Source organism: Ruegeria sp. AM9 (assembly GCF_056540565.1).
The window spans coordinates 1-21,820 of record NZ_JBQFWY010000020.1 but is presented as its reverse complement, the minus strand read 5'-3'; the positions used below and the strand labels follow the sequence as shown (position 1 = coordinate 21,820).

Here is a 21,820-nt window from a genome sequence, read left to right as displayed (position 1 = left end):
TTCGGCCGCAGCAGACGACGCAAGCAACGCCCCCACCACTATTGCTGCAAACTTACAAGTCGTGTGTTCCATGATTTCCTCTGTTGGGTTGCAAATACCGGATTTTGCCAATTTCTTTTTATAGACAGGCCGATCACAAATGAGATGGCCGCCTTGGTTGGCTGGTTACCGGAATTTTTGTATTTCACTTGCGCAATAGTCGCCGCGAACCAAACTCTGACTGGAATATGATCCGCACGTACATTCGGAACTTCAGCTTCTGAACCCGAATTGGCGTGCCGCGAGTCCATATGGCTTCCAAGTGCCTGATATTGCGTAAGATCGTGTATCCTGACGCTTTTGGCATCAGAATATTTGCTAATCAAAGCCGAGATATTATTCGTCCATATATCCCCTCTCGTTACGGTAAACTTTCATGCGGATTTCTGTGCCCGGCTCTGCAAGTGGCAAGCTCGTTACAGCGCGGCCTTGAACAAGGTGGTCAGGTTGGCTTCGGTCAATTCGATCGGGTTGCCACCGCAGGACGGGTCAATGATCGCGCCCTGGACCAGTTCAGGGATCGACGCCTCGGTCACGCCCAGATCGGACAGTTTGCGTGGGATGCCCAGAGAGTCGTTGAACTCCTGCACAAAGGCGCTGAAGCCGTCAAAGCCACCATTGACGTTCAGATATGCGGCCGCGGATTGAAAACGGTCTGCGATGGCAGGCGCGTTGAACTCCAGCACCGCAGGCATACAGACCGCGTTGGTGGTGCCATGGTGAGTATTGAACACCGCGCCTACCGGATGGCTCATAGCGTGGATCGCACCGAGGCCTTTCTGGAAGGCTGTCGCGCCCATCGCCGCCGCGCTCATCATCTGGGCGCGGGCCTCGATATCGGAACCGTCGGCATAGGCGCGTGGCAGGTATTCCATCACCAGACGCATCCCCTCCAGTGCGATACCCTGGCTCATCGGGTGGTAATGCGGGCTCGAGAACGCCTCGACGCAGTGCGCGAAGGCATCCAGCCCCGTGCCCGCAGTGATGAACCTGGGCATCCCCACGGTCAGTTCCGGATCGCAGATCACCACGGTCGGCAGCACCTTGGGATGGAAGATGATCTTCTTGGCGTGCGTCTCGGAATTGGTGATGACACTGGCGCGGCCCACCTCGGACCCCGTCCCCGCCGTCGTCGGCACCGCAACGATCGGAGCGATGGCATCGGCATCCGCTCGGGTCCACCAGTCGCCGATATCCTCAAAATCCCAGACAGGCCGCGTCTGACCGGCCATGAAGGCAACCATCTTGCCCAGATCCAGACCCGAGCCGCCACCAAACGCGATCACCCCATCGTGGCCGCCTGCCTTATAGGCCGCAACACCCGCATCGAGGTTCTTTTCATTCGGGTTCGGATCCACGTCGCTGAACAATCCGCGACCCATCCCTGCAGCTTCCAGGATATCCAGCGTCGACGAGGTGACCGGTAGATCGGCCAGCCCCTTGTCGGTCACCAGCAGAGGGCGCTTCATGCCGGCCGTCGCGCAGGCCTCAGGCAGTTCCGTGATCCGGCCAGCGCCGAATTTGATTGCGGTCGGGTAGGACCAGTTTCCAACAAGGCTCATGATGTCACCTTTTTCAGATGGTAGGATTTGGGACGTGTGAGATTGTGATAGCCGATCACGGACAAGCCACCCCCACGCCCGGTATTCTTGCAACCGGTCCAGCACAGGCCCGGATCCAGATAGTCGGCCCGGTTCATGAACACGGTGCCGGTTTCGACCTGGTCGCCGACCCGCGCCGCACGATCCAGATCGCGGGTCCAGAGGCTGGCGGTCAGGCCGAACTCACTATCGTTCATCAGCGCGATCGCCTCGTCATCCGAGGACACTTTCATGATGCCCACGACCGGGCCAAAGCTTTCGTCCCGCATCACGCGCATATCGTGGGTGACATTGGTCAGGATTTGTGGGGTCAGGTAGGCACCACCGTCATCTTCGGGGAATGCATCGATATGGGCGGCGGCCCCGGCTGCGACAGCCTCGGCAATCTGCGCCCGAACCTCGTCGGCGAACCGCACGCTGGCCATCGGACCGATCGTCGTCTCAGCGTCCAGTGGATTGCCCAGCTTATAGCCTTTCACGATCTCCACCGCCTTGGCGACGAAATCATCATAGAGGCTTTCATGCACGTAAATCCGCTCGATCCCGCAGCAGCACTGGCCCGCGTTGAACATAGCCCCGTCGATCAGAGTATCCACGGCGGCATCCAGATCAGCGTCGTCCATCACATAGCCGGGGTCCTTACCGCCCAGCTCAGTCCCGACACCAGTAAAGGTACCTGCCGCTGCTTTCTCCATCGCCTGCCCGCCACCGACCGAACCGGTGAAGTTCACGAAGTCGAACGCATTGCCTGCGATCAAGTCATTGGTCACATCATGGCTTAGGAACACGTTCTGGAACACGTCCTCCGGCACCCCCGCAGAATGGAACACCTGCGCCATCCGCTCACCCACCAGCAGGGTCTGTGTGGCGTGTTTCAGGATCACGGTATTCCCCGCAATCAGCGCCGGGGCTACCGTGTTGATCGCCGTCATATACGGATAGTTCCAGGGCGCCACCACAAACACCACCCCATGCGGAATGCGCTTGATGTAACGTTTGAAGGTCTCATCCTCGCCGACTTCGATATCGGCAAGTGACGTCTCGGCAATCTGCGCCATATGGCTGGCGCGCTCGTTGAACCCGCCGAACTCCCCACCATAACGAACGGGACGCCCCATCATATGCGCCAGTTCGGGAACGATCTCGTCATTCATCGCACCGACGGCCGCCACGCCCGCCATCACAAGATCAATGCGCTCCTGCAACGGCCGCGCCGCCCAAGCTGTCTGCGCCGCCCGCGCCCGCGCCGCTGCCTCAAACGCTGCCTCACGCGACAGAACCGCACGTTCCGCAAAAACCGACCCATCAATCGGCGAGACACATTTCAACATCTGCCCCATAGTCACTCCATTTCCGAAAGAAACAGGATCCCCTGCTTCATCTGTCCTTAAATATCCCGGGGAGCGCGAGGGGCTGGCCCCTCGCTCCTGCCCTCTACGCCCGCTCGAACCCGCGGGCAATTTCCCAATCGGTCACCACGCGCTCGAACTCTTCGATTTCCACTTCAGCAGCACGGGCATAGTGATCCACCACATCATCCCCCATGGCCGCGCGCAGCATGGCTGACCCATGCAGCGCATCCCGCGCAGCGCGCAGGTTGCCCGGGATCATCCCGGTCTCGCCCTGATAAACATCGCCGGTGGTCGGAGGCTGCAAGTCCAACCCCTCTTCAATCCCTGCAATCCCTGCAGCCAGCATCCCTGCCATCGCCAGATAGGGGTTCATGTCCGAGCCCGGAATCCGGCACTCAACCCGCACCGCCTTGGTGCCGTCACCGCACAGCCGGAAGCCTGCGGTGCGGTTATCCACTGACCAGATGATCCGCGTCGGCGCAAAGGTCCCTTTCATGAAGCGTTTGTAGCTGTTGATATAAGGCGCCATGAAATAGGTGTAATCGGCAGCGTATTTCAGCAGACCGGCCATATAGGCTTTCATCAGCGCCGACATGCCCAGCTCATCACCTTTGTCGTAAAACGCAGGCTGCCCATCTGCCCAAAGCGACTGATGGACATGAGACGAACTGCCGACCTTCTCATGATGCCATTTCGGCAGGAAGGTCGCCGCGTGCCCGTGCTGCCAGGCGATCTCTTTCACCGCGTTCTTGGCGATCGAGTGATATTCGGCCGTCTCCATCGCAGGCGCGTATTTGATGTTCAGCTCTTCCTGCCCGGTCTCTGCCTCGCCTTTCGTGTTTTCAACCGGAATGCCCGCATCCCACAGATGGTTGCGGATCGGGCGCATCACATGTTCTTCCTTGGTGGTCTGCAGGATGTGATAATCCTCGTTATAGCCCGAGATCGGCTCGAGATCGCGGAACCCTTCCTTGCGGATCGCATCAAAGCTCTTCTCGAACAGGAAGAACTCCAGCTCGGTGGCGCACATGGCGTCATAGCCCATCGCCTTCAGGCGGTTGACCTGTTTCTTCAGGATCGAACGCGGCGCATGGGGCACTTCTTCATGCGTATGGTGATCCAGCACATCGCACATCACCATTGCCGTACCTTCCAGCCACGGCACCGGGCGCAGCGTGCTCAGGTCCGGCTTCATCACGTAATCGCCATAGCCCCGTTCCCAACTGGTCGAGGCATAGCCGTCCGGCGTGCCCATCTCAAGATCGGTGGCCAGCAAGTAGTTGCAGCAATGGGTCTCTTCCCACGCGCCTGCCACGAAATGACCCGCATGGAACCGTTTGCCCATCAACCGCCCCTGCATATCGACCATGCAGACCAAAACGGTGTCGATCTCTCCGGCAGTAACCTGGGTCGCAAGATGTTCGAATGTTAAAGGTGCCGTCACGTTGCACTCTCCTTGATCGGGATGTCTTTCAAAGCCGGTTCCAGCAGCGTCAGGATGTCCCGCGCCATATCGGCAATCTGCGTGTCAGTGCGCATCAGATCGTTGCGCACTTCGATCATCACATTCGCCAGCCCGCGGCTGAGCGCATGTAGTTTCAACGAATGGGTCACCCCATCCGCCGGCCCATAGGGTTCGTTTCGTTCCACGCGCCGGTGCGGGATGCCCCCGGCGCGGCTGAGCATCGCATCGACCAGACGGCTATCGTCGTCATGCAGCAGGCCCAGTTCGACACTGCGCGGCTGGCCATAGAAGACCGGCGTGAAGGAATGCACCGTCACCACCACCGTGTCGGGTCCGCGTTTGTCCAGTTCAGTGGCCACGGCAGCGCAAAACGGGCGGTAGACCGCATCCGTGCGCTCGTCGCGCTGCAACTGCGTCAGCCCAACATTGCCCGGCACCTCGATCAGCTCGGATTTTTCGGGCATGGCGCTGGCCGCTTCGGGCGGACGGTTGCAGTCATAGACAAGGCGCGACACGGTCGCGGTCACAGCCGTGGCATCCAACGCCTGCGACAGGGTCCGCGTCAACGCGAGTGCGCCGGGATCCCAGGCGGCATGGCTGTCGCGGTCGGCATCAGACAGGCCGAGGCCGTTATACTCCGCCGGAATCCTGTTGCTGGCATGTTCGCACAGCAGCAGGGCGCGCCCTTTACCGCCGGGGTTGATGATTTCAACTGGCTTGGTTTCCATGTGCTCTCCCGTTAGCCCAGCTGCCCTGCGTGCAGCACATCCAGCAACTCGGCATGAAGCGCGGGCGTCGCCGCCGAAATGACAGCCCCGTCCGACTCGAGCGTCAGGGCGTTGCCCTCCCAGTCTGTCATCACCCCTCCGGCCGCTTCGATCAGCGGTGACAGGGCGAGGTAGTCATAGGGTTGCAGATCGTAATCCACCACCGCGTCCACATGGCCGGCGGCCAACAGGGCATGGGGATAGCAATCATAGGCAAATCGCCGTGTCTGCCCCGCCTGCATAAGGCGGTTGAACACATCCGGGTGGTCTCGATAGATCTTGTCGCCCTCATTCACGAACAGGATCGCCTGATCCAGCCGCGTCTGGTCCGAAACGTGGATCGGCTGGTCGTTTAGCGTTGCCCCCTTGCCAACGACACCCAAAAAGGTCTCGTCCAGAGCGGGCATCCCGACAACACCCAACTCGGCCTGGCCCTCGCTCAGATGCGCCAGAAGGAAGCCGAACAGGGGGTGCCCGGACAGGAATGACCGGGTGCCATCAATGGGATCGATGACCCACATATGGCGCCCGTCGCCCATATCCTTGCCTTCTTCCTCCCCGAACAGACCGTGATCGGGGAAGTGCTGTTTCAGATAGGCGCGCACCTCGGCTTCGACCTGTTTGTCGGCCTGTGTGACCGGGCTTTCGTCGGGCTTGAACTCGATCCCCAGCCGCCCGCGGAAATACCGCATCGCCGCGTCCGAGGCCACTTTCGCAACCGCCTTCGCGTGGTCTTCCAATATGTTGATGTTCAACATCAATCGATCCTTACGCCTTGATGCGTTCCATCTTGGGGTCGTAGAGCGGCTGCAATGTCACGTCACAGGGCACCCGCTCGGTCGCGACCTCAAGCTCATAACTGCCAGAGGTCACGTAATCGGCATCAACCCCGTCCGCATCGCGAATGTAACCATAACCGATTGATTTGTTCACAGTATAGCCATAACCGCCCGAGGTCAGCCAGCCCACGCGTTTGCCGTCGCGATAAATAGTTTCGCGCCCTTGCAGCACGATATCCGGGTCGACGGTAAAGCAGGCCAGCATCTTGGCGACACCCTCGGCCTTTTGCTTCTCGGCTGCGGCGCGGCCCTTGAAGTCGATGTTCTTGCGCAGCTTCACGGCCCAGCCCAGCCCGCTTTCGAACGGGGTGTGGTCGGGTCCGATATCCGACCCCCAGGCGCGATAGCCCTTTTCAAGCCGCAGCGATTCAATCGAGCGATAGCCCGCATTGACCAGCCCATGCGGTTCGCCTGCCTCTTTGAGCGCATCATAGACGGTTTGGGCATATTCCACCGGCAGGTGCAGTTCCCAGCCCAGTTCACCCACATAGGTCACGCGCAGCGCTTTGACCGGGCAACCGGCGATGCCGATGGTGCGGATCGTGCCGAATTTGAACCCGTCATTCGACACGTCATCGCGTGTCACCGCCGCCAGGATATCTCGCGCCTTCGGGCCCATCAGCGACAGAACCGCGTTGGATGAGGTGATATCGAACAGCTGACAGTTCATACCTTCCGGAATGTTCCGGTTGATCCAGTCGAAATCATGGGTGGCGAAGCCGGTACCGGTGACGATGTAGAACTCATCATGCGCCACGCGGCCAACGGTGAGGTCACATTCGATGCCGCCCTTGTCGTTCAGCATCTGGGTATAGACCAGCGCGCCCACCGGCTTGTTCACATCATTGGCGCAAATCCAGCTCATCGCCGCCAGCGCATCGGGTCCTTTCAGCGAAAACTTGGCAAAGGAGGTCTGGTCATACAGCACTGCCGCCTCGCGCGCGGCCTTGTGTTCGCGGCCCACGGCGGCAAACCAGTTCTGGCGGCCAAAGCTGTAAACATCCTTGGCGATCTCGCCCAGAGACGCATCCGCGTACCAGTTCGGACGCTCCCAGCCCAGTTTCTCGCCGAAGCACGCGCCTTGATCCTTGAGCGTGTCATAAAGCGGCGACTTGCGGCAGGGGCGGCCGCTGTCATGTTCCTCATGCGGCCAGGCCATGGTGTAGTGTTTGCCATAGGCCTCGACCGTGCGGGTGCGCACCCAGTCGGTATCGAAATGCGGGCGGCCAAAGCGGCGGATATCGGCAGACCACAGGTCAAACGGCGGCTCGCCATTGTGGACCCATTCGGCCAACGCCATGCCTGCCCCGCCCCCGGCGGCGATACCAAAGGCGTTGAAGCCAGCGCCGACGAAGAAGTTGCTCAGCTCCGGCGCCTCACCGATGATGAAATTGCCGTCGGGGGTGAAGCTTTCCGGCCCGTTGGTCAGGGTCTTGACGCCCGCATTTTCCAACGCCGGAACCCGCCCCAGCGCCAGCTCCATCAACTGCTCGAAATGGTCGAAATTGCTGTCCAACAAGGTATAGTGGAAGCCCTGCGGAATACCTTTGGTGGCCCAGGGGATCGGGTTGGGCTCATACCCGCCCATGACGAGACCGCCAACCTCTTCCTTATAGTAAGTCAGCCGGTCTGGGTCGCGTAGAGTGGGCAGGTTCGAAGGCACATCGAACGGTTCGGTCACCATATACTGATGCTCCATCGGAACCAGCGGCACGTTGACGCCGAACCGGCCCGCAAAGGTGCGCGTCCACTGGCCTGCACAGCAGATCACCTTTTCGCATTCGATCCGGCCATGTTCCGTGATCACAGCGCGGATCTTGCCGTCTTCGATCTCGATATCGGTGACTTTGGTGTCTTCGAAAATCTTCGCCCCGGCCATGCGCGCGCCCTTGGCCAGCGCCTGTGTGATGTCCGACGGGTTCGCCTGACCATCGGTGGGCAGATAGGCAGCCCCGACCACGTCCGAGACATCCATCAGCGGCCACAGCTCCTGCGCTTCGGAGGGCGTCAGCAACTGCATGTCCAGACCAAAAGAATGCGCGGTGGTGGCCTGCCGCTTGACCTCGGTCCAGCGTTCCTGGTTACAGGCCAGGCGCAGACCGCCATTCATCTTCCAGCCGGTGCCAAGCCCGGTTTCTTCCTCGATCTTGTTATACAGATCAACGGAATAGCCCAGCAACTGCGTGATATTCGCGTTCGAACGCAGCTGGCCCACCAGACCCGCCGCATGGAACGTCGTGCCCGAAGTCAGCTTTTTGCGTTCCAGCAGCACCGTATCGGTCCAGCCCAGCTTGGCCAGGTGATAGGCGGTCGAGCACCCGATGATGCCGCCTCCGATAATGACGGCTTTGGCTGTTTTGGGAAGGTCGGTCATATCTGTCCTCAGGTGTTTTTAAAGTCTGTCAGGGCCGCGCGGAACCGCGCGAGGTTCTCGGCCGAGTAGGCCGCATAATCAAAGTCGATCTCCGAGGTGATCTCGGACACCATGCTCCACATTGTTTCGCGCAGGAGCGAGGCGCATTTCATTGCCGTATAGCGGTGGCGCAGATCGTCGGTGACGGGGGTTTCGAAATAGGTTTCCAGCACCCAGTCTTCCTGTTGGGGCGACAGACCGTTGTTCGAAGCCAGCCCGCCCAGATCAAACAGCGGGGAATTGAAACCCGCATAGTCGAAATCGATCAGCCAGAGCCGGTCGCCATCATCCAGAAAGTTACCGCAAAGCAGATCGTTATGGCCAAAGACCATGTCATAAGGCCCGGCCTCGCGTTCCAGCTCGGCCCCTGCGCCGACAAGATCGGGGATCAGCGCCTCATGCGCGCTGCCGCGTTCCGTGAGCGTGGCGGCATAGTCGCGGATGACGTGGAACACCCAGAACACCAGCGACGGGCCGCGCAGATGTTTGGGCACCTCGGTATGGCAGTCTTTCACCAATTGCAGAACGCGCGGCAGCATTTCGGGATTGCGCACGTCCTCTTCGCTGAGCGTCCGGCTTTCGATAAACTCCAGCACCGTCAGGTCGCCCGCCGCATGGACCACCCCCGGGGACAGACCCGCGTCATGGGCGGCCTTGCTGGCGGCCAGTTCGTTGAACCGCATTACCTGATGCAACGGGATGTCATCGCCGACACGCACCACATAAGAGCCTTTGGCGTCCGTCACCTTGTAGTTCACATTGGTGATGCCGCCGGTCAGCGGCTGTGCCGAGATCGCGCCGTCCCAGATGGGCAGGTCCTGAATGCGGGCGAGTAGATCGGATTGGGTCATGTCAGCTCTCCAGTCCAAAGCGAATGCGGGCCTGACGCGCCCCGGCATTGATCAGCCGGTCGGCAATGATGGCGATAAAGGCGATGGACAGACCAGCCACAAGGCCGCGGCCCGTATCCGCCTTGGTCAGCGCGATATAGACCTCCTGCCCCAGATCGCGGGTGCCGACCAGCGCGGTGATCACCAGCATCGAAAGCGCCAGCATGATGGTCTGGTTGATGCCCAGCAGAATTTCAGGCAGGGCCATCGGCAGGCGGATATGGCGCAACAGCTGCGTGCGGGTACAGCCCGAGACCAGCCCGGCCTCAATCAGTTCCTCGCTGACCGACCGCACCCCATGCGCCGCATAGCGCACCGCCGGGGCCAACGCATACAGGACGATGGCGATCAGGGCGGTGAAGTCACCCACGCGGAACAGCATCACAACCGGGATCAGATAGACAAAGCTGGGCAGGGTCTGCAGCGTGTCGATCAGCAGGTTGATGGCCGTCCCGGCGCGTTTGTTCAGCGCCGCCAGCACACCCAGCGGGACCCCGATCAGTGTGGCGAGGATCACCGATGCGCCACACAGATAGACCGTGACCATCGCCTTGGACCACAGGCCCGACACCAGGATCAACGAGGCCATACCGCCGCACAGCAGCGCCAGCCGCCAGCCACCTGCGTGCCAGCCCAGCAGGGTCAGCATCGCGATGGCCCAGGGCCACGGAATGCCCAGCAGCACAGTTTTAATCGGGATCATGAACCAGGTCAGGAAGAAGACCTTGATCGCTTCGAAAAAGTCGAAATAGTTGACGTTCAGATATTTGACGGTGTTGTCCCAGAAGGCACCGGTGGTGATCGTCTGGCTTTCGGGATATTCCAGCAACAGCGGGGAAAACTGCCCCAGCACCCAGGTCACGACCAGCAGGATCAGCACCAGAACCGTGCGGCGATGACGTGCGACCCAGCTGCCGGGGACCTCATGATGCACCTGCCCCATACGCTCGGCAAAGGCCTGGCTCAGCCGGTCGACGGCAATGGCAAGAACGACGATGGCGATACCGGCTTCGAACCCGGCGCCAATGTCCAGACGGCGCAGCGCGGCCAGCACGTCAAAGCCCAGACCCCCGGCCCCGATCATCGAAGCGATGATCACCATGTTCAGGGTCAGCATGATCACCTGATTAACGCCCACCATCAGGCTGTGGCTGGCCGAGGGCACCAGAACGCGCCACATCAGTTGCCGCTGCGTTGTGCCCGCCATGCGGCCGAAATCCAGAATTTCCGAATCCACCGACTTGAGCGCCATCGTGGTGATCCGCACCATCGGCGGGGTGGCATAGATGATCGTTGCAACCAACGCCGAGATCGGACCAAAGCCGAACATGAACAGGATCGGTACCAGATAGGCAAAGATCGGGATCGTCTGCATCAGGTCCAGAACCGGTGAAATCACCTTTTCAAACGTGGGATGCCGATAGGCCAGAATGCCCAGCAACAGCCCGCCGCCCGCACCAATCGGCACCGCAATCAGGACCGAGGCCAGCGTGACCATCGCGCTGTCCCATTGGCCAAAGACGGCCAGATAGATGAAACAGCCCCCCACCAGCGCAGCCAGTGCCCAGTCGCGGCAATACTGACCCAGCGCAATCACGGCGGTGGTTACCACGATCCAGCTGATCGCCGGCAGGATTACCTGCGCGTTGTTGCCTTGCCCTTTGACGAAGCCGTCCGCCAGAAGCGCCAGCACAAAATCATAGGGCTGTTCGATCAGCCAGGCAATGGTCCGGGTCACATCGGTGAACGCGACCGGGCCAATGGCGGCATCCTCGATCAGCCACGTCATCGCCGACGAGATATAGGTCTTGAACGGGATCACCCAGGCCGAGGGGAACTTGGTCAGCCAGCGCGCATCCAGCGCCTTGCCCAGATCGCGGCCATAGTAGCCCAGAACGATTGTGACCAGCACAAGCGCCAGAATGGTGAACTGGCTGCGGCTCAGGCGCGTCATTCCGCATCCCCTTCACCAAACAGCACATGCGCCACGGCCTTGCGATCAATCGCGCCAACGCTCTGGCCATTCTCGTCCACCACCGGCAGGGGCACGTCCGAGGCGATGATCCGTTCCGCCACATCCGAGACGCGGGCGGATTGCGCGATGGGTTCCCCTTCGCCGGCTCCCCCTGCGTTCATAACGCCGCCAACGGTCAGCACCTTCGAGCGTGGAATATGGCGGGTGAATTCGGCCACATAGTCTGTGGCAGGGTGCATCACCAACTCTTCCGGCGTGGCGATCTGAATCACCTCACCATCTTTCATGATGGCAATCCGGTCGGCCAGACGCACGGCCTCTTCGAAATCATGGGTGATGAAAACGATGGTCTTGTGCAGGCGCTCCTGCAAGCGCAGGAATTCGTCCTGCATCTCGCGCCGGATCAGCGGGTCCAGCGCCGAGAACGGTTCATCCAGGAACCACAGGTCCGGTTCGGTCACCAGCGACCGCGCGATACCGACGCGCTGTTGCTGACCACCGGACAATTCGCGCGGGTAATAATCCTCGCGCCCTTTGAGGCCGACCAGTTCCACAACTTCACGCGCCTTGGCGGTGGCCTCGTCCTTCGGGGTGGCCTGAATGGTCAGCGGGAACATGACGTTCTGCAACACGGTCAGATGCGGCAGCAATGCAAAATGCTGGAACACCATGCCCATCTTGTGGCGCCGGATCTCGATCAGCTCTTTCTCGTTGGCGCTGAGCAGATCAACGCCGTCAAACAGCACCTCGCCGCCGGTTGGTTCGATCAGACGCGACAGGCAGCGGACCAGAGTGGACTTGCCCGACCCGGACAGCCCCATGATGATAAATATCTCTCCCTCGGCGATGTCGATATTGGCGTTGCGCACAGCGCCGATGACGCCAGCAGCGCGGATATCGTCGCCGGATGGGTTGGAATTCTGCTGCAGCAGCGCGTCAGCGTTCGGGCCGTAAAGTTTCCAAACATTACGGCAGGACAGTTTGGTCTTGGGTGTCATGAGCGAGGTCCGGTCAGGCGGGTGTAAGGGCCGGAGCGGGATTGAGAGCGGGAGACCGCCCCGGCCATATGCAGATTACTTGGAGATCCAGCCGGACCAACGGTCCTTGTTAGCTTCCATCCAATCCGCAACAACAGTATCGATTTCAATGCCATCCAGATCGGCCCGACCGACCATGGCGCTCATTTCATCGTTGTTGATATTGTAAGCTTCGATGATGTCATACGCACCGGGCCATTTGTCCTGCAGACCGGACCAGGCGGCTTTCCAGATCGGGCCGCGCGGCTTGCCGCAGTCATAAGCCATGTCCGGGTTCACACCGACCGAAGCATCATTGTAGCATTCCGCCGAATAGGGCGGGAATTCCACGAACTCGCCGTCATATTTTGCCGGCGCCCAGTGCGGAACATAGACCCACAGCATGATCGGGTCTTCGCGCTGATAGGCCGATTCCAGCTCGGCAAACAGGGCTGCGTCGGTGCCGGCATGGACAACCTCGAACTCCAGCTCCAGCGCTTCGACACGCTCTTCGTCAAAGCCACCCCAGGTCACCGGGCCGCCCACATAGCGCCCGTTGGGCGACGTTTCGGCGGTTGCAAATTCTTCGGCACAATCCTTCAGAGCTTCCCAATTGGGCAGGCCCGGGCAGCGCTCTTTCATGTAGGACGGATACCACCACTCTTCGATCGCCATAAGGCCGGTTTCACCGACATTGACCACATTGCCCGAGGCCGTCGCCTCATCCAGCGCCTCGCGGCCCGTGGTTTCCCAGATCTCCATCGCCAGGTGCAAGTCACCGGTCTTCAGGCCCGCAAACTGCGCGATATAGTCGGCCTGAACATATTCGACGTTATACCCGGCCTCTTGCAGGATCGAACCCATGATCTTGGTGTTGATCAACTGGCCCGACCAGTCATGCAGCGTCAGCTTGATCGGATCGGACGATTCTGCAGCCAGCGCCGAGGACGCGGCACCCAGGGTGGCGAATGTCAGCGCAAAGAGTTTCTGTTTGTTGTTCATATTACCTTCTCCCTGTCGAGGTTTTGTGAATCATTATTGTTTTTAGAAAGATGAGCACGGTGTGGTGTTTTGTGTCAAGCAAAACCACATAAAGCCACATTAAATATCTATGCCGGCGAGTTAAGCCGCTAAGAATGCAGCTAATGTTGCTTTATATGGGTATTGTGATATCCTTGAATACACCTACAATGCGGTGAAACAGGCACTGGCACATGAACCTCAATACAACCAATCAGCGCGAAGAAGAGATCCTGCGAGAGCTAATCGACGCTGGCGGTTCTTGCCGTGTGAGCGTGCTGGCCAAACAGTTGGGCGTGACACTTGAGACCATCCGGCGCAACGTCCGCAATCTTGAAGAGCGCGAGATTGTGCGCAAGGTTCATGGCGGCGTTCATCTGCTGGAAGAGGTTCTTGAACCAACGCTGAAAACCCGGCTGGACACCCAGACGGATTCGAAAGGCAAACTGGCCCGCGCGGTTGCCAAAATCATCAGTGACGGAGATTCCCTGTTCCTCGATATCGGCTCGACCACCGCTTATGTCGCCACTGCCCTGAAGGATCACCAAGACCTGTTTGTTGTGACCAATTCGGTCTTTGTGGCGCATACGCTGGCATCGCGGAACAACAACAAAGTGTTCATGGCCGGGGGTGAGCTGCGACCGCATGATGGCGGAGCGTTCGGGATCGAAGCGCAAGAGCTTGTCAAACGCCTGAACGTCCGCTTTGCGATCCTCTCGGTCGGCGCGGTCAATGCCGAAATGGGGTTCATGTTGCACGACTTGCAAGAGGCCAATCTGGCGCGCCTTGCCATAGACAACGCCCAGATCCGCGTGGTGGTGGCCGACGGTGAAAAACTGGGCAAGCGCGCGCCGGTGACGTTGGATGCGCTTGGTAAGATCGATGTTCTGTTCACCGATGCCCAACCGGATGCGGCAATTTCCGAGATGCTGTCAAAGAACGAAATTGACCTCGTCTGCGTGGACTGAACGCAGCAGGCAAAACCTATATCTGCGCTAACTGACCAGCGCTCTGTGCAGCCTTCACCGTGCCATCGCTAGGATCACGATCCCGACCGCCACGGCAATCGCCGCGGCAAGCCTGTTGGATTTTGGTCCTTCACCAAACCACATAACACCGATTAGCGCGGCAAAGATAACGGAACTCTCGCGGAGCGCAGACACCACACCCAAAGGCGCAATCGTTTTGGCATAAAGTACAAGCCCATAAGCAAGGCCGGAAATAACGCCGCCAGCCAGACCAGCCCAGACATAGCGTTTGGGCAAGGCCACAGCTCGTTGCCAGCGTGTCGTAAAGATAAAGATGGCGACAAATATTTCGGCAACAAACAGTGACGCAATGTACCCCAGCGTGTTCTCGGATAGCCTTATGCCTATTCCATCGACAATTGAGTAGGACGCAATCATCAGGCCCGTGCCGAACGCCGCCGCGATTGCGATCCAATTGGTGTGTTTACCCAACCCGGCAAGAGCCAGAAACCCGATACCTAACGAGATGCAGATAATTCCGATCCACGCCTCTGGGGAAAGGAACTCTCGTGCAAAGTAAATAGCTCCGAGCGCGACCAGGATTGGCGTTATTCCACGAGAGATCGGATATACAACCGAAAGGTCCCCATGCTTGTACGCAGCGTTCAGAAACCAGTAATACCCCCAGTGGATCACAGTCGAGCCGACGATGAAGGGAAACGCCGCCCAAACCGGCAAGCCCAGGAAAGGCAATGCAAACAGTGCCGGCACCGCATGGCCGAGCGACACCAGCCCCAGAACGATGGCCTTGTCGGGTGCGCCTTTTACAATCGCGTTCCAGCTGGCATGAAGCAATGCCGCCGTCAGAACAATCAGCGCGATAGAAAGCGTCAAATCTGAGCTCTGATCGCCGCTATGACAATATCCAGCGCACGATCCAGATCGTCCCGCGAAATGGTCAGCGGCGGAGACAGCGTCAGAACGCACCCCTGACTGATCTTGAAGCTCACCCCGCCATTCAGGCACTCGTAATAGATGCGCTCGGCACATGCATTGTCGGCCTCGCGCGTGCTGCGGCTTTTGACGATTTCAACCCCGAACATCAAGCCGCGCCCGCGGATATCCCCCACGATTTCGACCTGCGCCAGCTCGCTTTCCAGTCGCCCCATGGCGTGGGCACCCAGCTCAGCGGATCGGTCGACAAGGCCTTCGTCCTCGATGATCTGGATCGTGGTCAGCGCAGCGCGCGCGGTCACGGGGTTCTTTTCGTGGGTGTAATGCCCGATGGCGAAGTCTCCGCACACGTCCAGATCGCGACGCGCAACGCAGGCGGCGATAGGCAGGATGCCACCGCCCAAAGCTTTGCCCAAGGTCACGATGTCGGGCACGATCTCATCATGCTCAAAGGCAAACATCTTGCCGGTCTTGCCCAGGCCGGTAGGGATCTCATCCATGATCAGCAGCGCGCCGTGCCGGTTGCAGGCCTCGCGCACCGATTTCCAGAACCCCGCCGGGGGCACATAAGGCACCGCCCGCATGGGCTCCGCGATTACGGCGGCCACGTCGCCCTCGCGTTCCAGCGCATACTCGACCATTTTGGCACAGGCCAGACCGCAGGTCTCGGGGCTTGCGTGGTTATAGGGGCAGCGATAGCAGGCGAAGGGCGCGACATGCTCGGCCCCCGGCATCAAGGGTCCGGCGATATGGCTGCGGAATGTGGCCTCGCCGCCAACCGAGGCCGCACCGAACCCGGCCCCGTGAAACGCATCCCAGAAACTGACGGTCTTGAACCGGCCCGTCGCCGCGCGGGCAATTTTCAGCGCCACTTCGTTGGCGTCGGACCCGCCGGTGGTGAAAAGTGTCTTGCCCAGATCACCGGGTGCAATCTCTGCCAGCTTTTCAGCAAGTTCCACCGCCGGATCATTGGTGAAGCGGCGCGGTGCAAAGGGCAAATCATCCAGCTGGGCCTTGATCGCCTCGACCAGCCGGGGGTGGCCATAGCCGATATGATGGACCGAGTTGCCATGGAAATCCATGTAGCGGCGGCCGTCCATATCCTCGATCCAGATGCCATCGGCCTTGGCGATCGTACTGACGCAGGGGCTGGACAGGCTTTGATGCAGAAACGCATCTGAATCCCGTTTCAGCAACGGCGCAGACCGTGGACCAATCGAAGACTTCAACCACGATTTGCGCGCATCCGAAGTGTTGGATTCGCCTTCGGTGTGGGTAATGCTGACGGACATATGATCCTCGATTCTGGCTTGCGTCTGCTGAAATCAAAAGCGCGAGGCCCCAGTTTTGGAGCCCCGCGAGTTGGGGAGGAATTTAGGTTCTCTTATGTCCTCACCTTGGCCACGGCAGTGAATATGTCTTGACGTTGGTGAAGAATTTGATGGCTTCGATGACGCCTTCCTTGACGCCGTTGCCCGAGTCCTTGATGCCGCCGAAGGGGGACATTTCGATGCGGTATCCGGGTTGTTCCCAGATGTTGCAGGTGCCCACGTTCAGCCCGTTGACATAGGCGATGGCGCGGTTCAGGTCGTTGGTGCAGACACCCGAGCTGAGGCCGAACTCGGTGGAGTTCGAGATCGCCATGACCTCTTCGTCATTGTCCGGCACGCGGACGATGGGGATGATGGGGCCGAAGGTTTCCTCCATCACCAGTTCGCTGTCATGGGGGACCTTGTCGACCACGATGGGCGGCAGCAGCGCGCCCTGACGGCCGGGGTGATAGAGGATCTCGGCCCCTTCCTTCTCGGCCTGATAGACGCGGTTCTCGAAGATTTCCGCGGCCTTGTCGTGGATCACGCAGCCCAATTCGGTCTCGGGGTCCTGCGGGTCGCCGAACTTGATCTTCTTGGCCTTCTCCAGCACCAGCGGCACAAACTTGTCGGCCACGCTGTTCTGCACCAGAATGCGCTTGATCGCGGTGCAGCGCTGGCCCGAGTTGCCGGTGGCACCGGCCACGGCAATGGTGGCCGCCTTGTCCAGATCGGCGTCGGAAAGGTCGTTCAGAACGATCAGCGGGTCATTGCCGCCCAGTTCCAGCGCCTGACGTTTATAGACCGCCTTGGCCGCAATCATCTTGCCCACCGGCACACCGCCGGTGAAGGTGATGATGTCGATGTTCTCATTGACGATCATCTCTTCGCCGATGTCCTGCGGCCAGCCGGTGACCACCTGGAACATCTCGGGCGGCAGGCCCGCCTCATAGAGGATATCCGCCAGGGTCAGCGCCGTCAGCGGCGTCAGCTCGGTCGGCTTGCAGACCATGCAGTTGTTCGACGCAATCGACGGCGCGATCTTGTGGCTGACCATGTTCAGCGGGTGGTTGAAGGGCGTGATCGCGCTGATCGCGCCCACCGGTTCGCGCATGGTGAAAATCTTGCGGTCCTTGCCATTGTGGGTCAGATCGCAGGAAAAGATCTCGCCATCATCCTTCAGCGCCTCGGCGGCGGCGAATTGATACACATCCTGCGCGCGCTTGGTCTCGTAGATCGCGTGCTGGTGGCAGATGCCCAGCTCCAGCACCAGCCATTTGGCCAGGTATTCGCGGCGCTCGCCGATCAGCTCTCCGGCACGTTGCAGAATCTGGCTGCGCTCGTACCGGGTCAGCTTGGGCTTGTAGGCCGCTGCGATTTCAAAAGCCTTGCGGGCGTGCTCGGCCTTGCCCGCGGGGACATGGCCGATCACTTCGTTGGTGTAGGGATAGAGAACCGGCACCGTGTCGTCGGTAAAGACGATCTCGCCGCCGATGCGCATCCCCTCGTTTCTGATCTCAGTCATCGCCTGATCTTTCATAGCTTACTGCGCCGCAGCTGTAGTGGCGTAGAAAAACGCATCAAAGTTGCGCAGATCGGGCGCGTTGCCCAGATCGATCACGCGGTTGACGATAAAGGGCACTTCCTGCTCTGTCAGCCCACCATGGCTGCGCAGCGGCTCGCCCAGGGCGGCCAGATCATGACGATCCTCAGAGGTGCCGATGGTCATCTCGCCGGTGCAGACCATGGTCAGGTCACCGATGCGGTCGGCGGGCAGCTCGTATTTGGCAACCGCCTCTTCCTTGGTCAGCACTTCCAGCATCTCGGGCAGGGCTGCAACCTTGGCCTTGACCTCATCGCGGTCGGCGCCTTCGGGCAGGTAAACCGTGGCGAACGAGCCAAGCGCGCCGTGGTGGACCACGTAAGGATCGGTGATCGGCAGGATCACACGGGCCTTGCCCTCACCCAGCCACTCGTCAAACACGTCCTGCATGTAGATCACCGACGGCTCTTTCGAGGTCGGCTCGTGCTTGGCCTTCATGCCGTGGTCGGCGGTGACGACGATGGCCGCGCCCATCTCGTCCAGCTGTGCCAAGTATTTGTCGAACATGGCGTAGAAATCCAGCGCGCCCTGCTCTTCGGGGGCGAACTTGTGCTGCACATAGTCGGTGGTCGACAGGTACATCACGTCCGGGCGCATCTCTTTCAGCAGCTTCACACCGGCGGCAAAGACAAATTCCGACAGCTCGGCAGAGTACACTTCCGGAACCGGCATGCCCAGCCAGGCGCTGGCATTGTCGATGCCATGCTCGGCCTTGGTGGTTTCGCCCGAACGTTCAGCCGAGAAGGCAACTGCGCGGTCGTCGTCGAACTTCAGGCCTGCACCCAGCAACGCCCGCAGCTTGTCCTTGGCGGTGACCATGGCGACGCGATAGCCCGCCTCGTAGAATTGCGAGAAGATGGTCGGCGCGCGCAGGAAGCGCACATCGTTCATCATCACCTCTTCGCCGGTTTCCGGGTCATAGAGGAAGTTGCCGCAGATGCCATGCACGATCGGCGGACGACCGGTGGCAATCGACAGGTTGTTGGGGTTGGTGAAGGACGGGATCACCGAATGCGCCAGACGGTCGGTGCCGGTCTCGCGGATGCGCTTGAGCGTCGGCATCAGGCCCTTGGCGATGGCCACTTCCAGATATTCCGGCTCGCAGCCGTCCAGGCAGATGGCGATTGCCGGAACCTTGGGGGCAGGATAGACGCGTTCGTTCGCGGTCACGGGGGTTTGGATGGTCATTTGGGGGTATCCTCTATCTTTTATGCGGCCAGTTTGGCGCGTTCTTCCAGTGCAAGGGCCGGAGGTGCCGCGCTTGCGACCCCCATCTCGGCCAGGCTGTCTTTTGCGGCGGCCACAACCTGCCGCATCACATGCTCATCCATCTGCCCGATGCAGCCGACGCGGAAACTGTCCACAACCGTCAGCTTGCCCGGATAGATGATAAAGCCCTTGTCCTTCATCAGATCGTAAAAGCGGTCAAACACGAACTTCTCGTCCGCAGGGCAGAAAAACGTCACGATGATCGGGCTCAGCCAGCGGTTCTGCAGCAGCGTCTCGAAGCCAAGCTCGCGCATGCCTGCAACCATCACATCGCGGTTGCGGGTATAGCGTGCGCCGCGTCCCGCAACACCGCCCTCGGCCTCATGCGCCTTGAGCGCTTCAAGGAAGGCCGCAACCACGTGGGTCGGCGGCGTGAATCGCCACTGGCCGGTCTTTTCCATATGCGCCCATTGCGCATGCACATCCAGCGACAGCGAGTGGCTGTTGCCCTTGGCCGCTTCCAATTCATCCTTGCGGGCGATGATAAAGCCAAAGCCCGGCACGCCCTCGATGCATTTGTTGGCCGAGGACACCATCGCCTCGTACCGGATTTCCGAGGGCTTCAACTCGATCGCGCCAAAGGCGGACATCGAATCGATCAGCAATTTGCGCCCTGCCCCGTAGACGGCTTCGGAAATCTCTTCGACCGGGTTCAGAATGCCCGAGGAGGTCTCGCAATGGATCGCAACCACATGGGTGATCGCAGGGTCATTGGCCAGAATCTCGGCCACTTCCGATCCGCGCGGCGGCAGATAATCGCCCTTGTCCAGCACCAGATGATCGCGCCCCAGGTACTGCAGCGTCTGCGCCGAGCGCTGCCCATACGCCCCGTTCGCCAGCACCAGCGCCTTGCCATCCTTGGGAATGAACGAGGCCAGCATCGCCTCAACCGCAAAGCTGCCCGAGCCCTGCATCGGAACGCAATCAAACGCCTCGGCACCTTCGCCCAGAAGCGCCAGCAACCGGCTGCGCATCTCGCGCGTCATCGCCCGGAAATCATCATCCCAGCTGCCCCAGTCCCGCAGCATCGCTTGTTTCACCGCATAAGAAGTGGTCAGTGGACCCGGCGTCAGCAGATATGCCTCGCCCAGTTTTGGAGGCTCTAAAGCAGTGTTGGGTTGGGTCATTACAAAGGCTCCTGAACAGCGTTTCGAAAATACAATTGCAGGATCGAATTCCATATGTGAAATTGTAAAAATCAATCTAATAATAGGTGCAGCTTATGCATGGAATTTGGGGGAGCCCGCAATGCGACACAGCCAGTTAAAGGCCTTTCACTACGTTGCCAAATACGGCGGATTCTCGCGCGCGGCCGAGGCGCTTTTCCTGACCCAACCCGCCATATCCGAACAGGTCCGCAAGCTGGAACAGGATCATGATCTGCTGTTGTTTTTGCGCGAACGCAAACGCGTGCACCTTACCCCGGAAGGGGAACAGCTTTTCCGCTTCACGAAACAGTATTTCGAAATCGAGGATCAGATCGAAGATTACCTGTCCGAAACCAAAGCGGTGATCGATGGCGAGTTGCGGATCATCGCCGATTCCGCGCACCACCTGACCAGATTCCTCGGTCCGTTTCGAAAAAAATTCCCAGGAGCCCAAATCTCGATGCGCTCCGGCAATACCGAGGAGATTCTTGACGAGCTCAGATCCTACAACGCAGAAATTGGCGTCGTCGGCAGTTTATCACCCGGCAAGGATATGAGCGTTCTGAACCTTGGATCGACCGAGATCGTGGCCTTTGCAGCCCACGGCGTCTTATTGGCGTCCAAATCGACCCTGTCACTCAGGGAACTGGCCGACCTGCCTTTGATATTCAGAGAGCAAGGATCGAAAACGCGTCAGAAACTGGAAGAAGAGGCCAAGAAAAGCGGTGTTGTTCTCAAACCCGCAATTGTTGCCGAAGGGCGGGAAGCGGTTCGGGAACTGGTGGCCTCGGGCGCCGGTGTCGGATTTGTTTCGCAGGCGGAATACAGCCATGATGACCGTCTCAGGCAAATCCGGTTGAAGGACATCCATCTGCACATGGACGAAAGCCTTGTCGCCCTGTCGCAGCGCCGAGAAGTGAAGATCATCCGAGCCTTCATGGACTTTGCACGACAGGTATTGGAGTCCAAAGAAACCCCCGCCGCATAATCGCGGCAGGGGTCCAATCCACTTAAGCGGTCATCTTGCTCTCCATGCTTGGGTTTTTTTGAGGATCCCCTTTGAGGCGATGAGGTGCAGGATGCGGGCTGCGGCGTTGGTGTAGAAGATCATCATTCCCATTGCCGCTGCCGGTGCGATATCGCCTGCATCGTCCATGTTCAGCACCGCGATCGAGGCCAGTGTTGTTTTCG

General features: G+C 59.7%; 17 protein-coding genes. 2 read left to right on the top strand and 15 right to left on the bottom strand.

Translation table 11 applies throughout. The features are described 5' to 3' along the window. Positions 1–455 precede the first annotated feature (455 nt). The 10 genes from ACR0DO_RS18830 to ACR0DO_RS18785 all read right to left on the bottom strand — a co-directional run bounded on the left by ACR0DO_RS18830 (position 456) and on the right by ACR0DO_RS18785 (position 13,359). On the bottom strand, positions 456–1,601 hold the full coding sequence (locus ACR0DO_RS18830) for an iron-containing alcohol dehydrogenase (protein ID WP_480560986.1): 1,146 nt from the start codon (positions 1,599–1,601) through the stop codon (positions 456–458). Continuing rightward, positions 1,598–2,980: an aldehyde dehydrogenase family protein gene (locus ACR0DO_RS18825; RefSeq protein WP_480560985.1), complete on the bottom strand. Its 1,383-nt coding sequence runs from the start codon at positions 2,978–2,980 to the stop codon at positions 1,598–1,600. The genes ACR0DO_RS18830 and ACR0DO_RS18825 overlap by 4 nt, the downstream gene beginning before the upstream one ends. 94 nt (positions 2,981–3,074) lie before the next feature. Further along, positions 3,075–4,361: a glutamine synthetase family protein gene (locus tag ACR0DO_RS18820; protein ID WP_480560987.1), complete on the bottom strand. Its 1,287-nt coding sequence runs from the start codon at positions 4,359–4,361 to the stop codon at positions 3,075–3,077. A 71-nt stretch (positions 4,362–4,432) separates the two neighbouring features. Further along, positions 4,433–5,185, bottom strand: coding sequence for an N-formylglutamate amidohydrolase (locus ACR0DO_RS18815; RefSeq protein ID WP_480560984.1), 753 nt, complete (start codon positions 5,183–5,185; stop codon positions 4,433–4,435). A gap of 11 nt (positions 5,186–5,196) precedes the next feature. Next, on the bottom strand, positions 5,197–5,982 hold the full coding sequence (locus ACR0DO_RS18810) for an inositol monophosphatase family protein (RefSeq protein WP_480560983.1): 786 nt from the start codon (positions 5,980–5,982) through the stop codon (positions 5,197–5,199). A gap of 10 nt (positions 5,983–5,992) precedes the next feature. Next, the gene (locus ACR0DO_RS18805) at positions 5,993–8,437 is read right to left on the bottom strand and encodes a GcvT family protein (protein WP_480560982.1); all 2,445 of its coding nucleotides are present in this window, start codon (positions 8,435–8,437) and stop codon (positions 5,993–5,995) included. Positions 8,438–8,445: 8 nt separating this feature from the next. After that, positions 8,446–9,327: a phosphotransferase gene (locus ACR0DO_RS18800; RefSeq protein ID WP_480560981.1), complete on the bottom strand. Its 882-nt coding sequence runs from the start codon at positions 9,325–9,327 to the stop codon at positions 8,446–8,448. A gap of 1 nt (position 9,328) precedes the next feature. Then, a complete protein-coding gene (locus tag ACR0DO_RS18795) occupies positions 9,329–11,320 on the bottom strand; it encodes an ABC transporter permease (RefSeq protein WP_480560980.1) in 1,992 nt (663 codons plus the stop codon). Continuing rightward, the gene (locus tag ACR0DO_RS18790) at positions 11,317–12,339 is read right to left on the bottom strand and encodes a quaternary amine ABC transporter ATP-binding protein (RefSeq protein ID WP_480560979.1); all 1,023 of its coding nucleotides are present in this window, start codon (positions 12,337–12,339) and stop codon (positions 11,317–11,319) included. Before ACR0DO_RS18790 ends, ACR0DO_RS18795 begins: the two co-directional genes overlap by 4 nt. 75 nt (positions 12,340–12,414) lie before the next feature. Further along, entirely contained in the window at positions 12,415–13,359 is a 945-nt protein-coding gene (locus tag ACR0DO_RS18785) for an ABC transporter substrate-binding protein (RefSeq protein ID WP_170448296.1), read from the bottom strand. 212 nt (positions 13,360–13,571) lie between these two features. On the opposite strand from ACR0DO_RS18785, the gene ACR0DO_RS18780 reads away from it, so the two are divergent. After that, the gene (locus ACR0DO_RS18780; RefSeq protein WP_170448298.1) at positions 13,572–14,345 is read left to right on the top strand and encodes a DeoR/GlpR family DNA-binding transcription regulator; all 774 of its coding nucleotides are present in this window, start codon (positions 13,572–13,574) and stop codon (positions 14,343–14,345) included. A 54-nt stretch (positions 14,346–14,399) separates the two neighbouring features. Here the strand turns inward: ACR0DO_RS18780 and ACR0DO_RS18775 are convergent, their stop codons facing one another. The 5 genes from ACR0DO_RS18775 to ACR0DO_RS18755 all read right to left on the bottom strand — a co-directional run bounded on the left by ACR0DO_RS18775 (position 14,400) and on the right by ACR0DO_RS18755 (position 20,608). Continuing rightward, entirely contained in the window at positions 14,400–15,239 is an 840-nt protein-coding gene (locus ACR0DO_RS18775) for a DMT family transporter (RefSeq protein WP_170448300.1), read from the bottom strand. Beyond that, a complete protein-coding gene (pbfA, locus tag ACR0DO_RS18770; RefSeq protein WP_480560978.1) occupies positions 15,236–16,591 on the bottom strand; it encodes a (R)-1-hydroxy-2-aminoethylphosphonate ammonia-lyase in 1,356 nt (451 codons plus the stop codon). Before pbfA ends, ACR0DO_RS18775 begins: the two co-directional genes overlap by 4 nt. Positions 16,592–16,691: 100 nt before the next feature. Next, on the bottom strand, positions 16,692–18,134 hold the full coding sequence (phnY, locus tag ACR0DO_RS18765; protein ID WP_480560977.1) for a phosphonoacetaldehyde dehydrogenase: 1,443 nt from the start codon (positions 18,132–18,134) through the stop codon (positions 16,692–16,694). 18 nt (positions 18,135–18,152) lie between these two features. Continuing rightward, complete coding sequence (gene phnA, locus ACR0DO_RS18760; RefSeq protein ID WP_170675111.1) at positions 18,153–19,400, bottom strand: phosphonoacetate hydrolase; 1,248 nt, start codon at positions 19,398–19,400, stop codon at positions 18,153–18,155. Positions 19,401–19,420: 20 nt separating this feature from the next. Beyond that, positions 19,421–20,608: a 2-aminoethylphosphonate--pyruvate transaminase gene (locus ACR0DO_RS18755; protein ID WP_170448308.1), complete on the bottom strand. Its 1,188-nt coding sequence runs from the start codon at positions 20,606–20,608 to the stop codon at positions 19,421–19,423. Positions 20,609–20,729: 121 nt separating this feature from the next. On the opposite strand from ACR0DO_RS18755, the gene ACR0DO_RS18750 reads away from it, so the two are divergent. Further along, positions 20,730–21,617 carry a LysR substrate-binding domain-containing protein gene (locus ACR0DO_RS18750; RefSeq protein ID WP_170675115.1) on the top strand — a complete coding sequence of 296 codons (888 nt, stop codon included), beginning with the start codon at positions 20,730–20,732 and terminating at the stop codon, positions 21,615–21,617. Positions 21,618–21,820 lie beyond the last annotated feature (203 nt).